Below are 17,121 nucleotides of genomic sequence, written 5' to 3'. Positions count from 1 at the left end.
AAGGGGAAACTATTCGTAATACTTGTTGTAGATCGGGGCCGTGCCGGAAACCCCTTCAAGCAGATGCACGCGGTAGTCGCTCTTGAGCTTGCGGGTGGCATCCCCGTTGTAGAGGTAATCTACGTTGGAGGCTACGCCCACCACGACGCCATTCTTCGGTGCCTTGGTCAGATCCAGGCAGGATTCGCCACTGGCTACCGGCTGGCTGTACACCACGGAGCCATCTTGTGCGCGATATGCCAATTGGAAGCGCATGTTGTTGCCCAGAGGTTGGAAATTCACCCGGACTTTTTTGCCTGTCACTTGCAGCGGAATCTGGTTGGCACCTGTCCAGCCCGGCAGCGTGGTGCTGTTGGGGATCAGCGTGGTGCCGCTGAGCGTTGTGGCTGCGTAGAAAGTCAGGCGGTGGGTAGTGGCTTTCTGGATGCCTCCGTCAACTCTTTCAGAGCTGATGGTGCGCCCCCAGTTGTCGTTGATCGGCGTCTTGAATGCAGTCGACCATGGCCCGAAGTCCACCATGGCTTGGCGGGCGCGATACTCGGCAATCAGGCGCTGGGTTTGCTCTGCCCCCAATGCGCTATACAGCGATTGCATGACAGAGTTGTAGGGACCCTTCTTCCAGATCCAGGCATTTGCGCCCTTGGAGACGTGAACCGCCAGGAAATGTGAGAAGACTGAGTTGTATTGATAGCCACCCAGATACTCCCGCCACGTGGAAACCTGTTGGCCATTGACTTGCAGGTCTACACCTTCTGCATTGGGCCCACCGAAGCTGCCATCCTGTAGCCACCCGCTATAGTTTTCGATAGGGATATGGGGCGCCAGGAAAGGGGCTCCATCCAGGAAACCAACGCCATAGGAGCCTGTGCGTGAAGCCTCCATGTTCATTTGTAGCCACGTGTTGCTGCCTTCGTTGAACCAGGCTGCCTTGTTGCCCATGCTGGCCAGGATGGCGTGGATGTATTCGTGGGTAATGCCGCCACGTTCGCTTGCCGTAACCACCGGGTAGTATGACAAAAGCACCATCGGATAGCCATTGATGTCGCTCTGCCAGCCACCCATTTCGGTGTTGGAAGCGCTGTCTGTGCACAAGCCTGAGCCATACAGGTAGATGTTGCTGAAATAGCCTTCCTGTTCCAGGCGGTCAACCGGCCAACCCATTGTATTGAAGATGTAATTGGCATCTTCATTCATGTTTTTGAGCACGCGGTCGATATCTGCATCGGTAATGGACGGGTTGCGCTTTTTGCCCCAGATGAAGGCAAAGCGACCGGATGTCTTGACCCCGCCGATCAGGCTGGCATCGCAGCCTTGGTAGACCTTGAATTTGGTCGGATCGACCTTCGTGGTTTCCGTGCGGAAATCGTAGTTCAGGTTAGGCGTATAAGCGGGCGACGTATACGGCGTACATTGCGCAGTGCTGGTTGTGCTGGAAGAGCTGCTGGAGCCGGAAGTGGTTCCACCCGAAGTGGATGTGCTGCCAGAGCCGCTTGTACTACCCGATGAGCTGGATGTACCGCCCGAAGTTTTCGGCACGATGCTGCTGGAAGATACGGAACATTCATTGTTGCCGCCTGCAATGCGCCCACCAAAGGTAGTTGAGGTGCAGTTGAAAGCGCCATTCAGTTCTTTGTAGAGGAATTGGTCTGCACGCCCGAATGCTACCTTGGTAGTGGCGGATACAGAACAACTGGCCCCTTCCTTACAGATGGTGGTGAACCCGGAAGGGCGATTGGCTGCATAGACCGTGCTACTCAGCAATGCCGCGACGAGTCCCAGATATAAGGGGGTTCGCATTGTCAAATCTCCTTAAGTCAGAATCTGTGTGAATTCTGTATTGATATGAGCTATTTCTTATGCATAAAAGTAAAACAATGTCAGATTAGATTTGATTGTGTGAATTGTCAAAATCATCTATCGGAAACTGAGGTTTATCCGCTGAACGGTTTTAGAATGAATTCTTGTATGTCATTAAATTGAAAAGAAGTGCTTTGTGGCGATTGGAGGCGCTTCGGTGGCTCGTGTAAGTTGATCGTTTTTGAGTATTGCGTGCCGCTTGCGCATTCCAGGCAAGGGAGAGGGTATGCAGAAGAAGTAAATGGTGTGCGGCAGGGCGCCGCACACCCGTTGATTGGTGCCAGGGACGTGCCTGTTGGCAAAACAGCACGTCGCCTGCCTGCAAAGCTTATTCGCGCTCGAAGGCGCCCAGATCTGGGGCTGAACCCTTGTAGCTGATCCCGCTGACATTAACCCCTGCGTTGATCAACTTGCTGCCCGCAGTCAGGCGGAACAGGTTGGTGGTGGGCAGGGAGCCATCGGCATCGCGTGCCTTGGTGGCAAGGTTGGTGTCAAGGCTGACAAAATCTGCGCTGCTGGCATCCAAGCCAGTATTCCAAGTGTTGTAGCTGGAGTCTGCATTGCAGATGCTGTCGGCGCTGCTGCCTGCGAGCGAGACGTTGTTGCGGAAAGTATGCTTCTCGCCTGAGCTGACTGCGCTGCAAAAACCGTAGTTGATGCCGTTTTTGTAGGAGGTGTTGTTGATAAGGGTCACGCCGCCGGCGTTGTTGTTCTGGTCAAAACCCTTGACACGATTGCCAAATGCGACAGAACGGCTGATGCGGTTGTGGTCAATGGTCCCGTTGCCTCCCAGTTTGAATCCATTGCCGTTACCAGCAAAGCTGCCGTATTGCCAGATGTCAATGCCATTGAGGAAGGCCCAACTGTTTTCGATGGTGACCGGCTGAGTGCTGTCGAAGGTATCCCATCCGTCATCCGAGTTGTACCACGAACGGCAACCGTAGAAATAGTTGCCAGGGCCTTGGGTCTGTTTGGAGGCAAAGCCATCTGCCATGCTGCCGTTCTTTTTCGGATCGTAGTTGTGGTGGGAATCCGAGTTGATGACAGTGGTGTAGGAGCCGCCCTTGTTGATTTCCAGGCCGCTGTTACGGTTGTAGTAGAACGCGCAGTTTTCAAAGGTGTTGTGGGCGCCGGTCACATAGGCGCCCTGATAACCTGCACGGGTGATTTCGATCCCCTTGAAATACCAGTAGTTCCCTGTTACAGAGAAGCCGAAGGAATCCTGTACATAGGTTTTTTCAGGGAAGGAGAAATCGATGACGGCCTTGCCGCAATTGGCGGCCACCATGTAGATCGGGGCGCTGGCTGTGCCGGACTTGGACAGGGTGATGGTGTTCTTGGCGCCGGCTGTGTAGGTAATGGCGTAGGTCCCCGGTTGCAGCAGAATCATTTGCCCTGCGCTGACAGCGGACAGGGCAGCGGAGAAGCTCATGGGGGCGGAAAAGCTGGTTCCCTTGCCGCTGGCTGATGCGGTCGGGGTAACGTAATAGACCTTCGATGCGGTCAGGTTGCTGGTTTCTGTGCCGCAGCCCGTTATGGTGGGGGCTGCGTGGGCGGTTACGGCCAGCAGCATCGCTGCGAGGCCACTCAGGAATAGTTTGATACGCATGTCGTCTCCTCGTGTGTAGGATGCCCAAGCGAGTTGGCGCGGGCATTGTGTTGCGATGTGTACGGCCAAGGATGTGCCGGAAAATCCGGAGGCACTGTGCCCTGTTGCAGCCCTCGCAAAAGGCTTTGAGTAATCTTGGTGTGCGGAATCTATTGATTCGTGTTACCGGTGTCAAGCCGCATCTGGAGCGGAGTTTTCTCTTTTTAACAAAATCTGGATGCTCATGAATCCCCGTGGATGCGGCATGCTGCCTAGGGATTCCCCTGATCATGCACGATAGATTTGAGTGGATGAAAAACCACAATAAGTAGGTTTTGTCCGATGAACGGAGGTTGGGGCGTTTTGCTGAGACGGGGGATCACATGCATGTGACGGGACTTTTGTTTGTCTAAATTGATGCTATAGTGAGTATCAAAATAGGCAGAGGTCTCTATCATGGTAACTTCGGTGCAATCTGGAAAACCAGTCCGGAAAAGAATTCGCCCAAATGCTGCTCAGCAGGCGCCACTCTACCCCGTGCCGTCCGGGGAGGAAGGAGCCCCCTTGGTGGCGTACAAAAGTGCCAAAGGCATAGACGACTTTGTTGCCCGTGTGCGTAACGCAAGCCCTTGGGATCTGGTAGAGGCTGAACGCGAAGGGGTCAATGGCGTGATTCTGAAGGATCTGGCCGAGCGTATGAATGTGCCTGCCAGCCGTGTTTTCAATATGATTGGCGTTCCCAAGGCAACAGCGGAAAAGAAGGCGGCAGCGGGTGAGATGCTCAAGGGGAGCAGCGGTCAGGCGGTGATCGGCATGGCCAAGCTGATCGGCATCGCGCAGGCGATTCTGGCCAATTCGACGGCTGTAGAAGCCAAGGGTTTTGATGTCGTCCAATGGCTGGGGCAATGGCTGGAGCGGGCACAGCCTGCGTTGGGTGGGCGCAGGCCGGGGGATGTGATTGATACGCCTACCGGGCTGGAGATCGTATCCCGCCTGCTTCGCGCTATAGAAAGCGGCTCCTATCAATGATTTTGTGGCGAATCGCAACCGAGACGCGGCAATACCCTGCGGATGACATGAGTGGGGGCGGGGCTGCGGCCAGCCCGGGGCGTTGGAATGACGATAAGCAATATGTCATCTACGCCGCGCCAAGCCTTGCAATTGCCGTGCTGGAAACCGCTGCCCATCTCGATGATGCTGGCTTGCCGTTGAATAAATATGTTGTGAGGATAGAGGTGCCCGATGCGGTTTGGGCGGCCCGCGAGATCGTTGAGGCGGCCGCGTTGCCTCAGGCCTGGAATGCCATTCCCGCCGGGCGTGCCAGCATTGATTTCGGCTCTGATTGGCTCACCTCAAGGCGTAGCCCGATTCTGGTCCTGCCCTCCGTGATCGTGCCAGAGGAGTGCGTCGCACTCATCAACCCCCAGCATCCCTTGGCTGCAACGATCTCGGCACAGACGGTTCGCTTGTTTGAATATAATCGCCTGTTTCGTGCGCGGTAGTCATACAGCATTTTAGGCGGTGTAGCCCGCCATGCAGATCAACGACTTCAAAACGGGGAGCCGCGCGTAGGATCAGCGCAGACGATCAAGTGGCACGCTCCGCCCCCGACGTGCGAAATGCCCTTTTACAAAGGTGATATGGTAGCAGTTGATGATCTCCTGGACTGCCTCGAAAGTTTCGGCGGCGCCCCCCAGGTAGAAGAGCCAGGTTCGGCGGAATTTTTCGTTGAAACGCTCGGGGTCAAGTGCCTGGATTTGCGTCCATCGTGTTTCCAGATTCTTCAGCCATTGCTCTACGGTGCGGTGGTAGTGATAGGAGCGATTCTCGATGGCGCGTACATCCAGCCCGTATTCTTCCATGAGGATCAGCGTCTCCGCGAGGCTGGGTATGTAGCCGCCGGGGAAGATGTGCTTGATCGTGCAGTAGTTGGTGGGCCGCTTGCGCATATTGAATGTGGCAGAGATCAGGCCGATGCCGCCGGGGCGTAGGCTGGTGGCGATGCTCTTGATCCATTGTTCATTGCAATTGCACCCGGCATGCTCATGCACGCCAATCGATACATATCGATCATAGGCTTCAGGCTCGTTTTCAAGTTCCCGGTGATCTTTTTCCACGAGTGTGATGTCACCCTGGAAGCCACGTGCATTCATCAACGTGCGCATGCCATCGTTCTGATTTTTGACGAGTCCGTAGCAAGTCACTTTGGCGCCATACTTCTGTGCGGCGAGCATTGCCATATATCCCCAGCCAGGGCCGATTTCAACGAGCTTGTCGCCGGGGTTCAGGCGCAGCTTCTGGCAGATCAGGTCGAAGTTGTTGTGCTGCGCCTGCTCAAGGGTGAGGGTGTCTTCTTGCCAGCATCCCTCGGTGTAGCCATAAGTGTCGCCCAGTACGAGATGGAAGAACTCCGTCGGCAGACCATAGTGGTAGGTGGCATTGAGTTTGGCTTGTGCGAGATCGGCGTTGTTCTGCCGCCATTCCAGGAGTCGCCGCTTAATAAAGGTGAGCGGGTGTTCGATGCGCCCGAACGGTTTCTGATAGCCCAGGTTGACCAGTTTGCGCAGGCCATGTTCGCCCACGATGTCGATATCCCCGTTGAAGTAGGCTTCCATGAATTCAAACATTCCACCGAAGACCATGCGCAATTCCGCAGTACGGCGAAGAAATATGATTTTGACATCAGGGTTGCCCAGGCGGGTGCTGTGATAGCTGGAGCCATCTGAAAACACCACTTCTATGTGGTATTTTTGCCCTTCGGCAACGCTATCGACAATTTTTCGGATCAGCGCTCGAACCATGATGATTGGGGCACCGAAAACCTTAGTGCTGCTCGGAGCCTGAGTACATGGAGCGGCGAGACCCGTTGAGCGGGTTGGCATGACGACCAAAATCGAATTCGCGCCCATCCCAGCCTGCCAGCCGTGCCGATATGCCAATCTGTGGTCGCAATTGCTCAATCCAACTTGTCAGTCTATTTTCCCATGCCATGTCATCCTCCTGGCCTGTGAATCCGCTGCCGCAATTGAGTCTGTTGAATTACATTGAGCTAAAGAAGCAGGCCACTGGATTGAGGGAGCAAGTGGCATACCGAGCATCGCAAGCATCTGTTGCAGCCCACACAAATTTCACTCCAATCCGGGGGAAGCGCTACTCTTTTTGCCCGTCCGTCCATGCCCAGCCGGGTTACGGTCAGGCCTGGACTTGATCAAGCAGCCGCATGGCTTCGGTGGTCAGATCGGATGCATTGGGGCGAAAGGCAAAGGGGAAGGCCTGGGGTAGGCGTGGGTAGAGGCCGTGGCTGCTGCGCTGGTAGGCAGGGTCGTAGTGGAGTTCGATCAACTCACGGAACAGCGCAGCCTTGGCGTTCGCATCAATCAACGTGTGCCAATGGGCAATGATCTGTTTGCCGTGTAACGCGGTGAGGCGGGTGAGCAGGCCTTTGAATTGCTCCGGGGCGTCGAAAAGGGTGGCATAGTCTTCACAGAGGAAGTCGACTCGGTCTGCCAGTGTGGCTTCGACCCGAATGCATGTTGCATCAGAAAGCGCGCGCATCAGGGCTTCGGGCAACTGGATCTGGCCGATCTTCTTGCTCTCTGCTTCCACAAACACCGGGCGGGCGGGGTCGAGCTGCGCTAAGGTTTGCACCAGTAGGCTATCGAAACTCTTATGACTGGGTTGGGTGGAGCCGGGAAGGGCCCCCAATAATGAACCCCGGTGGCAGGCCAACGCCTCCAGATCCAGCACCTGGGCTCCACATGCGGCCAGGGCACGCAGCAGGCGGGTTTTGCCGCTACCTGTGAGCCCGGCGAGCACCTTGTAGTGAAAGCGGCGGGGGAGTTCCTCCAGTTGAGCCAGTACGTGGTGGCGATACACCTTGTAGCCCCCTTCGAGTTGGCGGGCTTTCCAGCCGATGAGCTTGAACCATGCCGTCATGGAGCCAGAACGCTTGCCGCCGCGCCAGCAATAGATCAGTGGCTTCCAGTTGATCGGCTTGTCTGCAAAGATGGTTTCCAGGTGGTGGGCAATGTTTTTGGCGACCAGGGCTGCCCCCTGTTTGGTGGCCTCGAATGGTGAAACTTGCTTATACAAGGTGCCGATCAGTACCCGCTCTTCGTTGGACAGAACTGGGGCGTTGATAGCGCCGGGGATATGGTCGTCGGCAAATTCCAGCGGTGTGCGGACATCAATGATGGTGTCAAACTGTGCAACGTCGGCAAGAGAGGCAAGCTGATTATTCATATGGCGCCAAACGACGGATAATGCCGCTATTGTAGATGAGGGACACATCCATGGATAAGATTCGCCTGACCCAGCTCTCGCACGGAGGCGGTTGCGGTTGCAAGATCGCTCCGGCGATGCTGGCTGACATGCTCAAGACCCTGCCACAGATGCAGTGTTTTCCCGATTTGCTGGTGGGGACCGAAACGGCCGACGATGCGGCCGTCTACCGCCTTAATGACGAGCAGGCGCTGGTGGCAACGACGGACTTCTTCATGCCCATCGTGGATGATCCCTTCGATTTCGGGCGGATTGCCGCCACCAACGCGATTTCGGATATCTACGCGATGGGGGGCAAACCCATTCTGGCGCTGGCGATCGTCGGCATGCCGATCAACACCCTTCCGCTGGAAGCCATCCAGCAGATTCTTCAGGGCGGCGCCAGCGTCTGCGCTGCAGCCGGGATTCCGTTGGCAGGCGGGCACTCGATTGATGCGCCAGAGCCGATCTATGGCCTGGTGGCGCTGGGTTTGGTGCATCCTGACAAGGTCAAACGCAACAGCCGCGCCCAGGCGGGGGATGTGTTGATTCTGGGCAAGCCCCTGGGGATAGGCATTCTGGGGAGTGCAATGAAAAAGGGCGTGCTTGATGCCGATGGCTACCGCCAGATGATCGACACCACCACCCAGCTCAACACAGCAGGGGTTGAGCTGGCTGCACTTGAAGCGGTGCATGCGCTGACGGATGTGACCGGTTTTGGACTCCTGGGCCATCTGCTGGAGCTGTGTCGTGGCGCAGGCTTAAGCGCACATGTTGATGCGGCACGCCTGCCCTTGCTGCCAGCAGCCATCGGTTTTGCCCAGCAGGGGATTGGCCCTGGTGCGATTGACCGTAACCTTGCCAGCTTTGGTGCAGATGTACACTTTGCTGCAGAGGTGCCCGTATGGCAGCAGCGTATCATGGCGGATGCACAGACCAGCGGCGGCCTGCTGGCTGCTGTGGCGCCGGAGCAGGCAGAGGCTGTGCTGGCACTTTTCCATCGTCAGGGGTTTGCCGCAGCCAGTATCATCGGCTGTATGCAAGCAGGCAAACCTGTTGTTCTAGTGAGCCCGTAATATGACCAACGAATTCAAAACCACTGCTGTCGTCTTTAACCACGATGGCCTCGGCCAAGCCGAAGAAGCCCTGAGCCACAAACTTGCCACCAACTATCTGCGCACGCTGGTGGAGCTGGAACAATATCCGCAGGCCATCCTGTTTTATGCAGGGGGTGCTAAGCTGGTGGCGAGCGGGTCGCCTTGCCTCAAGGAGTTGGGCGAACTCGCGGCAGCAGGTGTACCACTGATCGCATGCCGCACCTGTCTGGACTACTACGGCTTGATGGAACAGGTGCAGGTAGGTGAAATCGGTAACATGATGCGCATCGTAGAAGCCCAGGGCGCAGCCAGCAAGGTGGTCACGGTGTAGCGCCTGGGTAACGATGCATGGCCCTGAGTACTATGCCTTCGGTATGTATTTCTCAAGGGCCTTGTAAAGGGTCTGCACGTCATCACTGCCCAGCAAAAAGCGCTTGTCATCCTTGAGGGTGAAGGCAATGGCGTCGAACCCGGAAACGTTGTAGAGCCAACCCCGGCGCGTGTAGTGGATGCCCCAGCCATCAATGATGGTGGTCCGGACAATCTCGTAATGCTGGATCTGTGCGAGGACGACGCGTTTGCGGATCAGGCCAAAGCCAAATTGCCAGTGCAGAAAGCGGTCGCTGACCCGCACAGTGAGCGATGAGAACAGCCCGGCGATGACTGCAGCGACAGAGCCGACAACGAGCAGCGTGTTGTGCTGGCTGGGGATGGTGAATGCGCCCCAAAAGGAGACGAACATCGGCAAAAGCATGGCGATTACGATGACTTTGCCGCGTTGGGTGTGGGTATAGCTGAAGTTTTCGTGATACTGGACGACGGATTTAGGTGCCTGGCTCATGGTAGGGATACAAAAAATGGCTATCGTGCCCGCCATGATAGCCTCTTCCACCTGTATCGTTGAGCAGGATGTAAGGCTGTGTGTGGCGACGGGAAGGATTTTTCAATGGATGCTGAAAATACGGTGCAGATTTTTGATTGGTTATGGACCTCGGGCCAATTGTCCGTTGAGGATATCGCCCGCCTGCCGAAACTGGGCTTTCGGGCGGTGATCAATCTGGCCTTGCCGACTTCCTCCAACGCCTTGCCGGGCGAAGCTGAAATGGTGACCAGGCAAGGGCTGAGTTATGTGCATATCCCGGTGCTCTGGGAGCAACCCGCGCAGGCCCAGCTTCAGCAATTCTTTGCCATTGTCCAGGCGCTGGCTCCGGGCAAGGTCTGGGTGCATTGTGCGATGAACATGCGTGTATCGGCGTTTGTGTATCTCTATCGCAGGCTGTGTATGGGGGAGGAAGATAATGTCGCCTTGCCGACTCTGCGTCAGGTGTGGGAACCCAATGCAACATGGCAATGCTTTATTGATTCCGCATTGCAGGCGGGGCCGCGTCCTGTCGATCAGTCGGTGCCAAGCTGATCAATAGCGGCTTGCAGGTTGCGACGTGCCGTGTGCTCGTACAGAGCTTGGAAGGGCACTGTGCTGTAGATGTAGCGGCGGGCTAGAAAGCCTTGCAATACCTCGCTGCGCTTGAGCCGGTAGATGTCTTCACTCACCCAGGCATATTCTGCGCGAATCTGCTTTTCATATTCAGTAAAGCGATCAGGGCGTGCACCGAGGATGGCCAGATCAATATCGACGATCAGCCGTGCCTCATCATCGGCAGGCGCAGCGCTATGCTGTGTTGCCAGAACCAGCCTGGATACACGTTCTGCCTGTTCAGATGATGCGCCCTTTTCAACAAGGGCAGTGTGTGCCCAGGCCGCGCTGCGCAGTTCGTTGTCATGGGCGTGCACATTGTAGATGGCATCATGAAACCATAATGCCATGGCAATTTCGGTGCTGTATGTGGTGTCTTGCCCGTATGCGTCCAGGGCCGTCAAGCACTCGCCCAGATGTTGCAGGGTGTGGTAGTGGCGATGAGGCTCACTCCAGGCTGCGATGAGTTTGGCATAGAGCCTGCCACCTTCATCGTGGAGGCCACAGTGGGCGCTGCACGCTACCCAATTTGCCTGGAGCGCTGAGTGGAGCATTAGCCGCCCACGGCGCCCGCAGCCTTCCAGAGCGCTTGTGAGCCTTCCGTATAACGTGGGGTGAAGATCAGGGTGGGCATGTGCTCAGTCCTGTTGATTTGGGCCTTTGCCTTGGGCGGGCATCTGCCGGATGAGTTGCCAAGCCATGATGGCCATGCCCAGCACACCGGCGATCAGGACGCCCCAGAGAGCCATCTTTTTCCAGTTCTCTGGCTTGTCTGCCAAGGGCTGCGCCGGGGCACTGACGCTTTGCTGCGGTGCAGAGGCGATCACAATGGTGCCCTGAATGCTGGCCGCGCCAATATCCGGCGTCTTGCCACTGCCAAAACCGGGGATCAGGGTGGTGGCCGGAAGCGCAACATCACCGGCCTGCCTGTTGCCCACCGCCAGTGTGAAAGGGGCCTGACCGCTGGCAAGGAAGATGAGTTGCGCGGGCTCCAGCCCATAGGCCAGTTTCGGCCCTTGGGTCAGGGTGTTGCTGCGCGGGTCGATGCGGATGACAAATTCATCAATCATGCCGCCGGAAAGTGTGATCTCGTTTTGCGACCAATCCCGCCCGCTATTGTTGATGCGGTAGACCACTCCGCGTTGCAGGCTTTGCCAGCGGCGGCGATCCTGGCTGGGCTGGAGGACTTCCATCGGCAGCAGCACGTTACCTGCGGGCAGTTCGATGCGCAGACGGTTGATGGGCATGGCAACGGGTAGCTTGTAGGCATATTCACCCGGCTTGAGTTCCCGAGCGGTGTGGCTCGGCACCACGGGGGCAGACCAGGCGATGGGCGCTGCCTGCCAGCGGGTGGCACTTTGTTCAAGGGTTGCGTTGCTCAGGCTTGGTGCTGTGGCAGGTTCGCGCCAGATCAGGCGAAGGTAGCGCTCGCGCAGGCCATCCAATTCAATTGCGCGCCGCTCAATGCGCTGGCCGCCAAATTCGAGACGGGCAAGCTGGATGTCGCTGCGCAGGGTATGCCAGTGTTGTAGGTCGTTGCTAGATTCCAGGTCCACGAGCTGAAAGTTTGCCGCAGTTCCGCTCCAGTCCAGCTCCAGGCTGCGCACGGATTCAGGTGAATCAATGCGGCTGGCATCCAGCAGGTAGCCGCGCAAGGCTTCTTCCTTGTGCGCGGGGGCGCTGCCTGTGTTGGCGTGAGGGCGGATGTTGCCATGGATTTCGACGAGCGAGCCATCCTTGTCCTGACGGACCACGACGTTGAATGCCTGTTCCGGCTGAGGGGTGTCATTGCCCGTTGTTGTCGTGGTGCCCGCATAGAGGGGAAACCAGTGCAGGGTGGTTTTCTGCGTCTGGGTTGCCATCTCACCGTCAATTGCCAGACGCGTATGCGGGACGGCTATGCCCTGGGCGTTGAATACCCGCAGGTCGCGCAGATCGCCAAAGGCAGAGCCTTGATAGGCTTCGATGGGCAGTGTGACGCGATAGTAGGGCGCGTTGCCTGGGGTCTGGATGGCAAGTCGCGCGCTGAAGTTCTCAGGCTTGTCCTGCGCCGTCGCCATACCGGGCAGGATCAGCAACAAGCCGCAGAGCAGGATACGCGGGGTGCGGAGGAAGGAGTAAGGCATCAAGACTGATTTTCCTTTCGCGCGGGCAAGGGGGCGAAGTAGCCAACGATGAGCAGCAATACACCTACGCCGATGAAGGAGATGATGCGCTCCAGGCCGCCACGATTCGAGAGTTCTATGAGGAAGAGCTTGGCGACCACAATGGCGACCAGCACTGCGCCAGTGATCCAGACCTCACGCCGTTGCAGGCGGTTGCCCAGGATCATGGCGCCGATGGCGCACAGGCTCCAGGCAATCGACAGGCTGGCCTGCACGACCATGGAGTGCATCATGGGTTCCAGATCATAGGGCAGGTCGGCATAGTGATGCACGGCGCGCAGTACCACGCAGGTATAGGTGATGAAGGAGATCCCCAAGGTCAGCAGACGCAGGGGGGTATGCAGCGCCTGCCAACCCAGTATGCCTGCTTCAGTGTCGGCTACGCGATCCAGCCAGCGCCAGGTGGCAAATAGCACCAGCATCAGTGCCAGATCCAGCGGATTGAGTATCGGCAGATAGGGCAGTGGCGCAGAATTGCCACCGCTGCCAAAGTTGGCCAGACACATCCATACCATCAGCACCAGCACCAGTGGCAAGGTGGTGGAGAATTTGTACGCCACCAGCATTGTTGCCGCAGGCCACAGGCGAGGTGTTGCGCGGCGGGCGCTCCACAGCAGCCAGACTACCAGCGGTAGCACCCAGCCCAGCCAACGCCAGGAACTGCCCGGCTCACCCATATCCAGGAAGATGTAGCGCAGCTCCAGCGATGCCAGCAGCAAGATGATCCAGTTGGCGATGATGTTCAGGCGCGTATTGGCTGGGGCAGACAGTTGCTGACCCGCAACGTGCAGAATGCCGAATTGCGCGGCCAGGGCCAGGACGAACCCGGCCAGCCCCCAATGCCCCAGTGGGTGAATGCCAAATTGATAATCACTGAGGGCATTGATGATGGTAAGCGGTAGCAGTGCGATGCACACACCCGTCAGTTGCGTCCAGCGCCAGCGGCGGGCGATGGCCAGCAGCACCAGTACCGTGGCCCCTGTGACCGCCAGGAAGCGGTGGCCGATGGTTTGCCCGCCCAGTTCTGGGGTCAGGCGCATCAACTCGACATTCCAAGCAAATACCCACCAGAGGGTTGCCCACAGCAAGGCGGGTAGAACCAGGAAGCGGTTATCCAGTGCAATATCCTGCTTGCCCGCCTGATCGGCGTGGTTAGCCACGGCATGCAGGCGCCAAGCCAGTGCAAAGGCCGAGAGGGCGATGACAATCGGCGTCCAGAACCCGGCATGAGCAAAGGCAGTGAGTTCAGACTGCATGGAGACCACACGGGGGCCGGAAGAGAACGCAAAGGACACGCCCGCCACCACTTCAAGCGCCACGGCGAACCAGAACGCCGGGCGCAGGCCAACACGTTGTGTCGCCCAGAGCAGGAAGAAGCCACATACAGCCCACACCGCTGTGGCCGTCTGCCAGGGCAGCACGAAGAGTACGGCTAGTGACAGGAAGCCCAGCCCGAACACCATCATCCAGGCCAGTGCCTTGACCAAGGTTTCGTCATGGCGCTCCCGTGCATCGCGTACCGCCACCCCGATGCTGGTGAGTGACGCCAAGCCGATGAGGCTGGCTACAATCAGGCCATGCCAGCCCGAGCCTCCCAGCGCAAATACGCCACCCGCGTCGCTACCATGCTGCATATTGCTGATGAATAGCGCGCCTGCTGCCAACTGCACCAGGAAGGCATTCCCCAGCCAGCCACGCGCCTGTAGGCGCAGCCCGATGAAGGATGTCGCCAGTCCGGCCAGTGCCAGCGCCGCAGCGGCCTTTTCGGCATCCAGGCAGAGCGGGGCGATGAGGTAGAGGAACCACAAGCCAGCCGTGCTGAGTGTTGGGGTGAGCAGCGGCAATTGCTGCATAGAGGCTTTGTCTGCATGCAGCTGGTGGATGGCTAGGGCGGTCCCCAGGAAACTGACCGCCACCAGCAGAGCCACAACCGAGTTACCGTTCAGTACCGTGGCAAGACCGACGTGGACAGAACCGAGCGCCAGGATCGCCCCCAGGACCTGCACCACGAGTGCATTGCCCAGCCACCCCTTTGCATTGATGCGCAGGCCGATCACGGCGGTGGCGAGCCCAGCCAGCGCCCAGGCGGCGGCTGTTTTTTCGGTATTCAGACACAGTGGCGCGATAAGGTAGAGGAACCATAGTCCGCCAGTACTCAGCATCGGCATGGTGACGCTCAGTACCTCCTCGGGGTGATCCTCACGGCGCAGGAACCAGCGCATTACCCCCACACTGCCAAGCAGGCTGGCTGCGATCAGCAATGCAACCATGGGTTTGCCGGCGAGCAGCGTCTCACCGCCCAGGCGCAGGGTGCCAAGCGTTGTCAGTGCTGCGATCAGCAGGGCGATCAGGGCGTTGGCCTGCCAGCCCTCACGCCGCCACAGCAGCCCCAGCGAGATGATGACCATTCCACCCAAAGCCAAGGCCACCGCGCTGCCTTCTGCCGGGTTGAGCAGCGGGGCGATCAGGAACAGGAACCACAGGCCAAGGGTGTGGAAAATCAGGGTCATGCCACCATCCCAATGCTCTGCGCGTTCATCGCGCGGGATGTGGTGGGTATGCACAAAGGCATTGCACAGCAGCGAGAGGCCCAGCATGGCAGCGCCTAAGGCTGAACCGTGCAGCAGGGTGTCATCCCCCGGCTCAATGCGCGAGAGGTAAGACATTACGGCCCCAAACTGTAGCAGCAGGGCAAATACGCGGGTCAGCGAACGATGCTGACGGTGGCCGATCCAGTAGAGGCCCGCAGCTTCCACGGCCCAGGCCGCAGAGGTCCATTCTGCATCCAGACCCAGTGGGATCGCCAGGGTGGCAAAGATCACGCCCAGCGCCAGGAAGGTCTCGGTGAGCAGACGGCAGCGGATCGGCTGGCTGGCGTGGATGAGGCGGGCCAGCAGCATATAAAACAACCCGAGCGCCAGGGCGCTGAAAGCCGCGCCATATTCAAACTGTTTGACCAGGGTATGCTGGATGCCAAAGCCCACCAGTGGTGTGCCAAAGAGGATGGTGCCATCCACATAGCGCTGTGCGCGATGGCCCTGGCGCGTGAGCCAGTCCGCCCACATGTCGATTTCGCCACGGGGTGCGTCCGGGTCCTCAAGCAGCATGCGGCGGGCAAACAGCAGACCGATGCCGACGAACATCAGGAAGAACAAAATCAGGAAGCCCTGGCAACTGGCGTAATGCTCCGGTTGATAGGAACGCATCCCCCAGGAGAGGCCAATCGAGAAGGTGCCAAAGAAGCCGATCAGGTTCAAAGGACGCCATGCCTTGAACCAGGCAATTGCCAGAATGGCTGCATTGAGCAGGGCGAAATAGGAGAACAGTGCCACGTGGCTGCCTCCACCCGTGGAAACCAGCACGGGCGCAGCAAAGCCGCCAAGTGAGCCTGCCACGGCAAGCGACATGGCATTTTGCGTGATAGCCAGTATCGCCGAGAGGGCGGCGACGGCAACCAGCAGAAACAGGCCGAGATTGAGCGGAATTAGCGGTGAGTTGTGCAGTTTGAGGGCTGCGAATACAGTCAGATACATCACCGCCACACTGCCGCCTTGCATCAGCAAGGCATAGGCGGGGCGCTTGATGCGCAGGCGCCAGCCCAGTACCAGGGCTGCAAAGGCCGCGCAGGCCACGCCCAGATAACGCACTTCCAGCGGGATCACGACGCGGTCCGAGGCGTAACGCAGCAGGAAAGCCAGCCCGAGGAAGACCAGCAACATCCCCATCCGCACCAGGGTATTGCCGCCAAAGAGCCATTCCTTGGCCGCGAGGAAGCCATGCTCGATAAAGCTTGGCCCTTGCGGTTCTTGTGGCACCGGATGTGGTGGGCGAGGCGGGGGCGGGCGCCGAACGAGTTCGGGCGTGGATGCCGCAGGTGCGGGGGTAGGCTGAGTCGGTGCTGGTACTGGTGTTGGCGTGGCGGGTATCGTCGGGGATTTCTCTGCCAAGGCCGCTTCTTCGGCCAGGGCTGGCATTGCTACCGGGGGCGTGACTGGCACGGTGGGCCCGATACGCCCGGTTGATGAGATCTTCGGCAAGGCTTGTTGCTCAGGGACCGGGGCGACTTCTTCTTCCAGCGCCAGGGCTGTGTCGATGACCGGAATATCTGTGCGCTCAGCGAACTCAATGGGTGCCGTCACAAGTTCTGGCTGCTCGGGCGGAATCTCCGTCGGTACACTGGTCGGGACTTCTGGTACAAGCAGGAATGAAGGTTCTACCGGCGCTTCAACAGGGGGCGCGATAAGTTCATCGACAGGTTCTGCAAGCGGCACATCCAGCCGGGCAGGCGTGTCCTGCTGTACAGTCGCCGGGACGGATCGTTCCTGGGGCAGGCTGGGGGCACTTGCCTGTGGTGGTGTCGTCACGGATGCAGGCGTCGGAACAGTTGCAGCTTGGGAGATAATAAGCCGGGAAGGTTGTTGTGCCTGGTTTTGCAACTGCCTGATGGCGGCGTCCATCTTCTTGAGCTGCTCACCCATTTCCCAGAGGGTTTGCCGCTGATTGACCAACATACCGCACAGCAGGCCGATCACGGCCCCACTGAATGCGCCAAAGCCGCCTATTTCAGAGGCGACCCCCGCGAAATACCCCAATATCACCCCGAAAAACAAGCCAAGAAAAGGCATTGATTTCGCTCCCCGTGCAAAAATATAGCGTCACTTTTTGTGATAAATCTGTAAC

The 17,121-nt window shown here is 58.2% G+C and carries 14 protein-coding genes; 5 read left to right on the top strand and 9 right to left on the bottom strand.

Features of this window, described 5'->3' with window-relative positions; genetic code table 11:
• Positions 1–9: 9 nt before the first annotated feature.
• Complete coding sequence (locus tag B145_RS26190; RefSeq protein WP_018609191.1) at positions 10–1,797, bottom strand: hypothetical protein; 1,788 nt, start codon at positions 1,795–1,797, stop codon at positions 10–12.
• A gap of 388 nt (positions 1,798–2,185) precedes the next feature.
• The gene (locus B145_RS0117950) at positions 2,186–3,466 is read right to left on the bottom strand and encodes a right-handed parallel beta-helix repeat-containing protein (RefSeq protein WP_018609190.1); all 1,281 of its coding nucleotides are present in this window, start codon (positions 3,464–3,466) and stop codon (positions 2,186–2,188) included.
• A 546-nt stretch (positions 3,467–4,012) separates the two neighbouring features.
• Between B145_RS0117950 and B145_RS0117945 the strand changes: the two genes are divergently transcribed.
• Positions 4,013–4,474, top strand: coding sequence for an antitoxin Xre/MbcA/ParS toxin-binding domain-containing protein (locus tag B145_RS0117945; protein ID WP_211209873.1), 462 nt, complete (start codon positions 4,013–4,015; stop codon positions 4,472–4,474).
• Positions 4,471–4,947, top strand: a complete 477-nt coding sequence (locus tag B145_RS0117940) for an RES family NAD+ phosphorylase (protein ID WP_018609188.1) — start codon at positions 4,471–4,473, stop codon at positions 4,945–4,947. Before B145_RS0117945 ends, B145_RS0117940 begins: the two co-directional genes overlap by 4 nt.
• A 72-nt stretch (positions 4,948–5,019) precedes the next feature.
• Here the strand turns inward: B145_RS0117940 and B145_RS26185 are convergent, their stop codons facing one another.
• From B145_RS26185 to mnmH, 3 genes are all read right to left on the bottom strand, one after another.
• On the bottom strand, positions 5,020–6,246 hold the full coding sequence (locus B145_RS26185; protein ID WP_018609187.1) for a class I SAM-dependent methyltransferase: 1,227 nt from the start codon (positions 6,244–6,246) through the stop codon (positions 5,020–5,022).
• A 22-nt stretch (positions 6,247–6,268) separates the two neighbouring features.
• The gene (locus tag B145_RS28785) at positions 6,269–6,436 is read right to left on the bottom strand and encodes a hypothetical protein (protein ID WP_018609185.1); all 168 of its coding nucleotides are present in this window, start codon (positions 6,434–6,436) and stop codon (positions 6,269–6,271) included.
• A gap of 201 nt (positions 6,437–6,637) precedes the next feature.
• The gene (gene mnmH, locus B145_RS0117925) at positions 6,638–7,687 is read right to left on the bottom strand and encodes a tRNA 2-selenouridine(34) synthase MnmH (RefSeq protein WP_018609184.1); all 1,050 of its coding nucleotides are present in this window, start codon (positions 7,685–7,687) and stop codon (positions 6,638–6,640) included.
• A gap of 50 nt (positions 7,688–7,737) precedes the next feature.
• Here mnmH and selD point away from each other — a divergent pair, with 50 nt between their 5' ends.
• Positions 7,738–8,781: a selenide, water dikinase SelD gene (gene selD, locus B145_RS0117920; RefSeq protein WP_018609182.1), complete on the top strand. Its 1,044-nt coding sequence runs from the start codon at positions 7,738–7,740 to the stop codon at positions 8,779–8,781.
• 1 nt (position 8,782) lies between these two features.
• Positions 8,783–9,133 carry a DsrE family protein gene (locus B145_RS0117915; protein ID WP_018609181.1) on the top strand — a complete coding sequence of 117 codons (351 nt, stop codon included), beginning with the start codon at positions 8,783–8,785 and terminating at the stop codon, positions 9,131–9,133.
• A gap of 30 nt (positions 9,134–9,163) precedes the next feature.
• Here B145_RS0117915 and B145_RS27695 read toward each other — a convergent pair whose 3' ends face one another.
• Positions 9,164–9,643 carry a hypothetical protein gene (locus B145_RS27695; protein WP_157288494.1) on the bottom strand — a complete coding sequence of 160 codons (480 nt, stop codon included), beginning with the start codon at positions 9,641–9,643 and terminating at the stop codon, positions 9,164–9,166.
• A gap of 105 nt (positions 9,644–9,748) precedes the next feature.
• Here B145_RS27695 and B145_RS0117905 point away from each other — a divergent pair, with 105 nt between their 5' ends.
• Positions 9,749–10,216, top strand: coding sequence for a protein tyrosine phosphatase family protein (locus tag B145_RS0117905; protein WP_018609178.1), 468 nt, complete (start codon positions 9,749–9,751; stop codon positions 10,214–10,216).
• On the opposite strand, the gene B145_RS0117900 is transcribed toward B145_RS0117905, so the two are convergent.
• The 3 genes from B145_RS0117900 to B145_RS28780 form a co-directional block, all read right to left on the bottom strand.
• Positions 10,198–10,830 carry an HD domain-containing protein gene (locus tag B145_RS0117900; RefSeq protein ID WP_018609176.1) on the bottom strand — a complete coding sequence of 211 codons (633 nt, stop codon included), beginning with the start codon at positions 10,828–10,830 and terminating at the stop codon, positions 10,198–10,200. The two genes, B145_RS0117905 and B145_RS0117900, sit on opposite strands and share 19 nt — an antisense overlap.
• 84 nt (positions 10,831–10,914) lie before the next feature.
• Positions 10,915–12,402: a DUF3999 domain-containing protein gene (locus tag B145_RS0117890; protein ID WP_018609174.1), complete on the bottom strand. Its 1,488-nt coding sequence runs from the start codon at positions 12,400–12,402 to the stop codon at positions 10,915–10,917.
• Positions 12,402–17,066, bottom strand: coding sequence for a DUF2339 domain-containing protein (locus B145_RS28780; RefSeq protein ID WP_018609172.1), 4,665 nt, complete (start codon positions 17,064–17,066; stop codon positions 12,402–12,404). The genes B145_RS0117890 and B145_RS28780 overlap by 1 nt, the downstream gene beginning before the upstream one ends.
• Between the last annotated feature and the right edge of the window lie 55 nt (positions 17,067–17,121).

The organism is Uliginosibacterium gangwonense DSM 18521 (genome assembly GCF_000373965.1).
Classification (GTDB): Bacteria; Pseudomonadota; Gammaproteobacteria; order Burkholderiales; family Rhodocyclaceae; genus Uliginosibacterium; species Uliginosibacterium gangwonense.
This window is presented reverse-complemented; position numbering and strand designations above follow the sequence as displayed.

Excerpts from the sequence above, each read along its gene's own strand:
- B145_RS26190 (WP_018609191.1), bottom strand. The coding sequence starts at position 1,797 with ATGCGAACCCCCTTATATCTGGGACTCGTCGCGGCATTGCTGAGTAGC.
- B145_RS0117950 (WP_018609190.1), bottom strand. The coding sequence starts at position 3,466 with ATGCGTATCAAACTATTCCTGAGTGGCCTCGCAGCGATGCTGCTGGCC.
- B145_RS0117940 (WP_018609188.1), top strand. The coding sequence starts at position 4,471 with ATGATTTTGTGGCGAATCGCAACCGAGACGCGGCAATACCCTGCGGAT.
- B145_RS26185 (WP_018609187.1), bottom strand. The coding sequence starts at position 6,246 with ATGGTTCGAGCGCTGATCCGAAAAATTGTCGATAGCGTTGCCGAAGGG.
- B145_RS28785 (WP_018609185.1), bottom strand. The coding sequence starts at position 6,436 with ATGGCATGGGAAAATAGACTGACAAGTTGGATTGAGCAATTGCGACCA.
- mnmH (WP_018609184.1), bottom strand. The coding sequence starts at position 7,687 with ATGAATAATCAGCTTGCCTCTCTTGCCGACGTTGCACAGTTTGACACC.
- selD (WP_018609182.1), top strand. The coding sequence starts at position 7,738 with ATGGATAAGATTCGCCTGACCCAGCTCTCGCACGGAGGCGGTTGCGGT.
- B145_RS0117915 (WP_018609181.1), top strand. The coding sequence starts at position 8,783 with ATGACCAACGAATTCAAAACCACTGCTGTCGTCTTTAACCACGATGGC.
- B145_RS27695 (WP_157288494.1), bottom strand. The coding sequence starts at position 9,643 with ATGAGCCAGGCACCTAAATCCGTCGTCCAGTATCACGAAAACTTCAGC.
- B145_RS0117905 (WP_018609178.1), top strand. The coding sequence starts at position 9,749 with ATGGATGCTGAAAATACGGTGCAGATTTTTGATTGGTTATGGACCTCG.
- B145_RS0117900 (WP_018609176.1), bottom strand. The coding sequence starts at position 10,830 with ATGCTCCACTCAGCGCTCCAGGCAAATTGGGTAGCGTGCAGCGCCCAC.
- B145_RS0117890 (WP_018609174.1), bottom strand. The coding sequence starts at position 12,402 with ATGCCTTACTCCTTCCTCCGCACCCCGCGTATCCTGCTCTGCGGCTTG.
- B145_RS28780 (WP_018609172.1), bottom strand. The coding sequence starts at position 17,066 with ATGCCTTTTCTTGGCTTGTTTTTCGGGGTGATATTGGGGTATTTCGCG.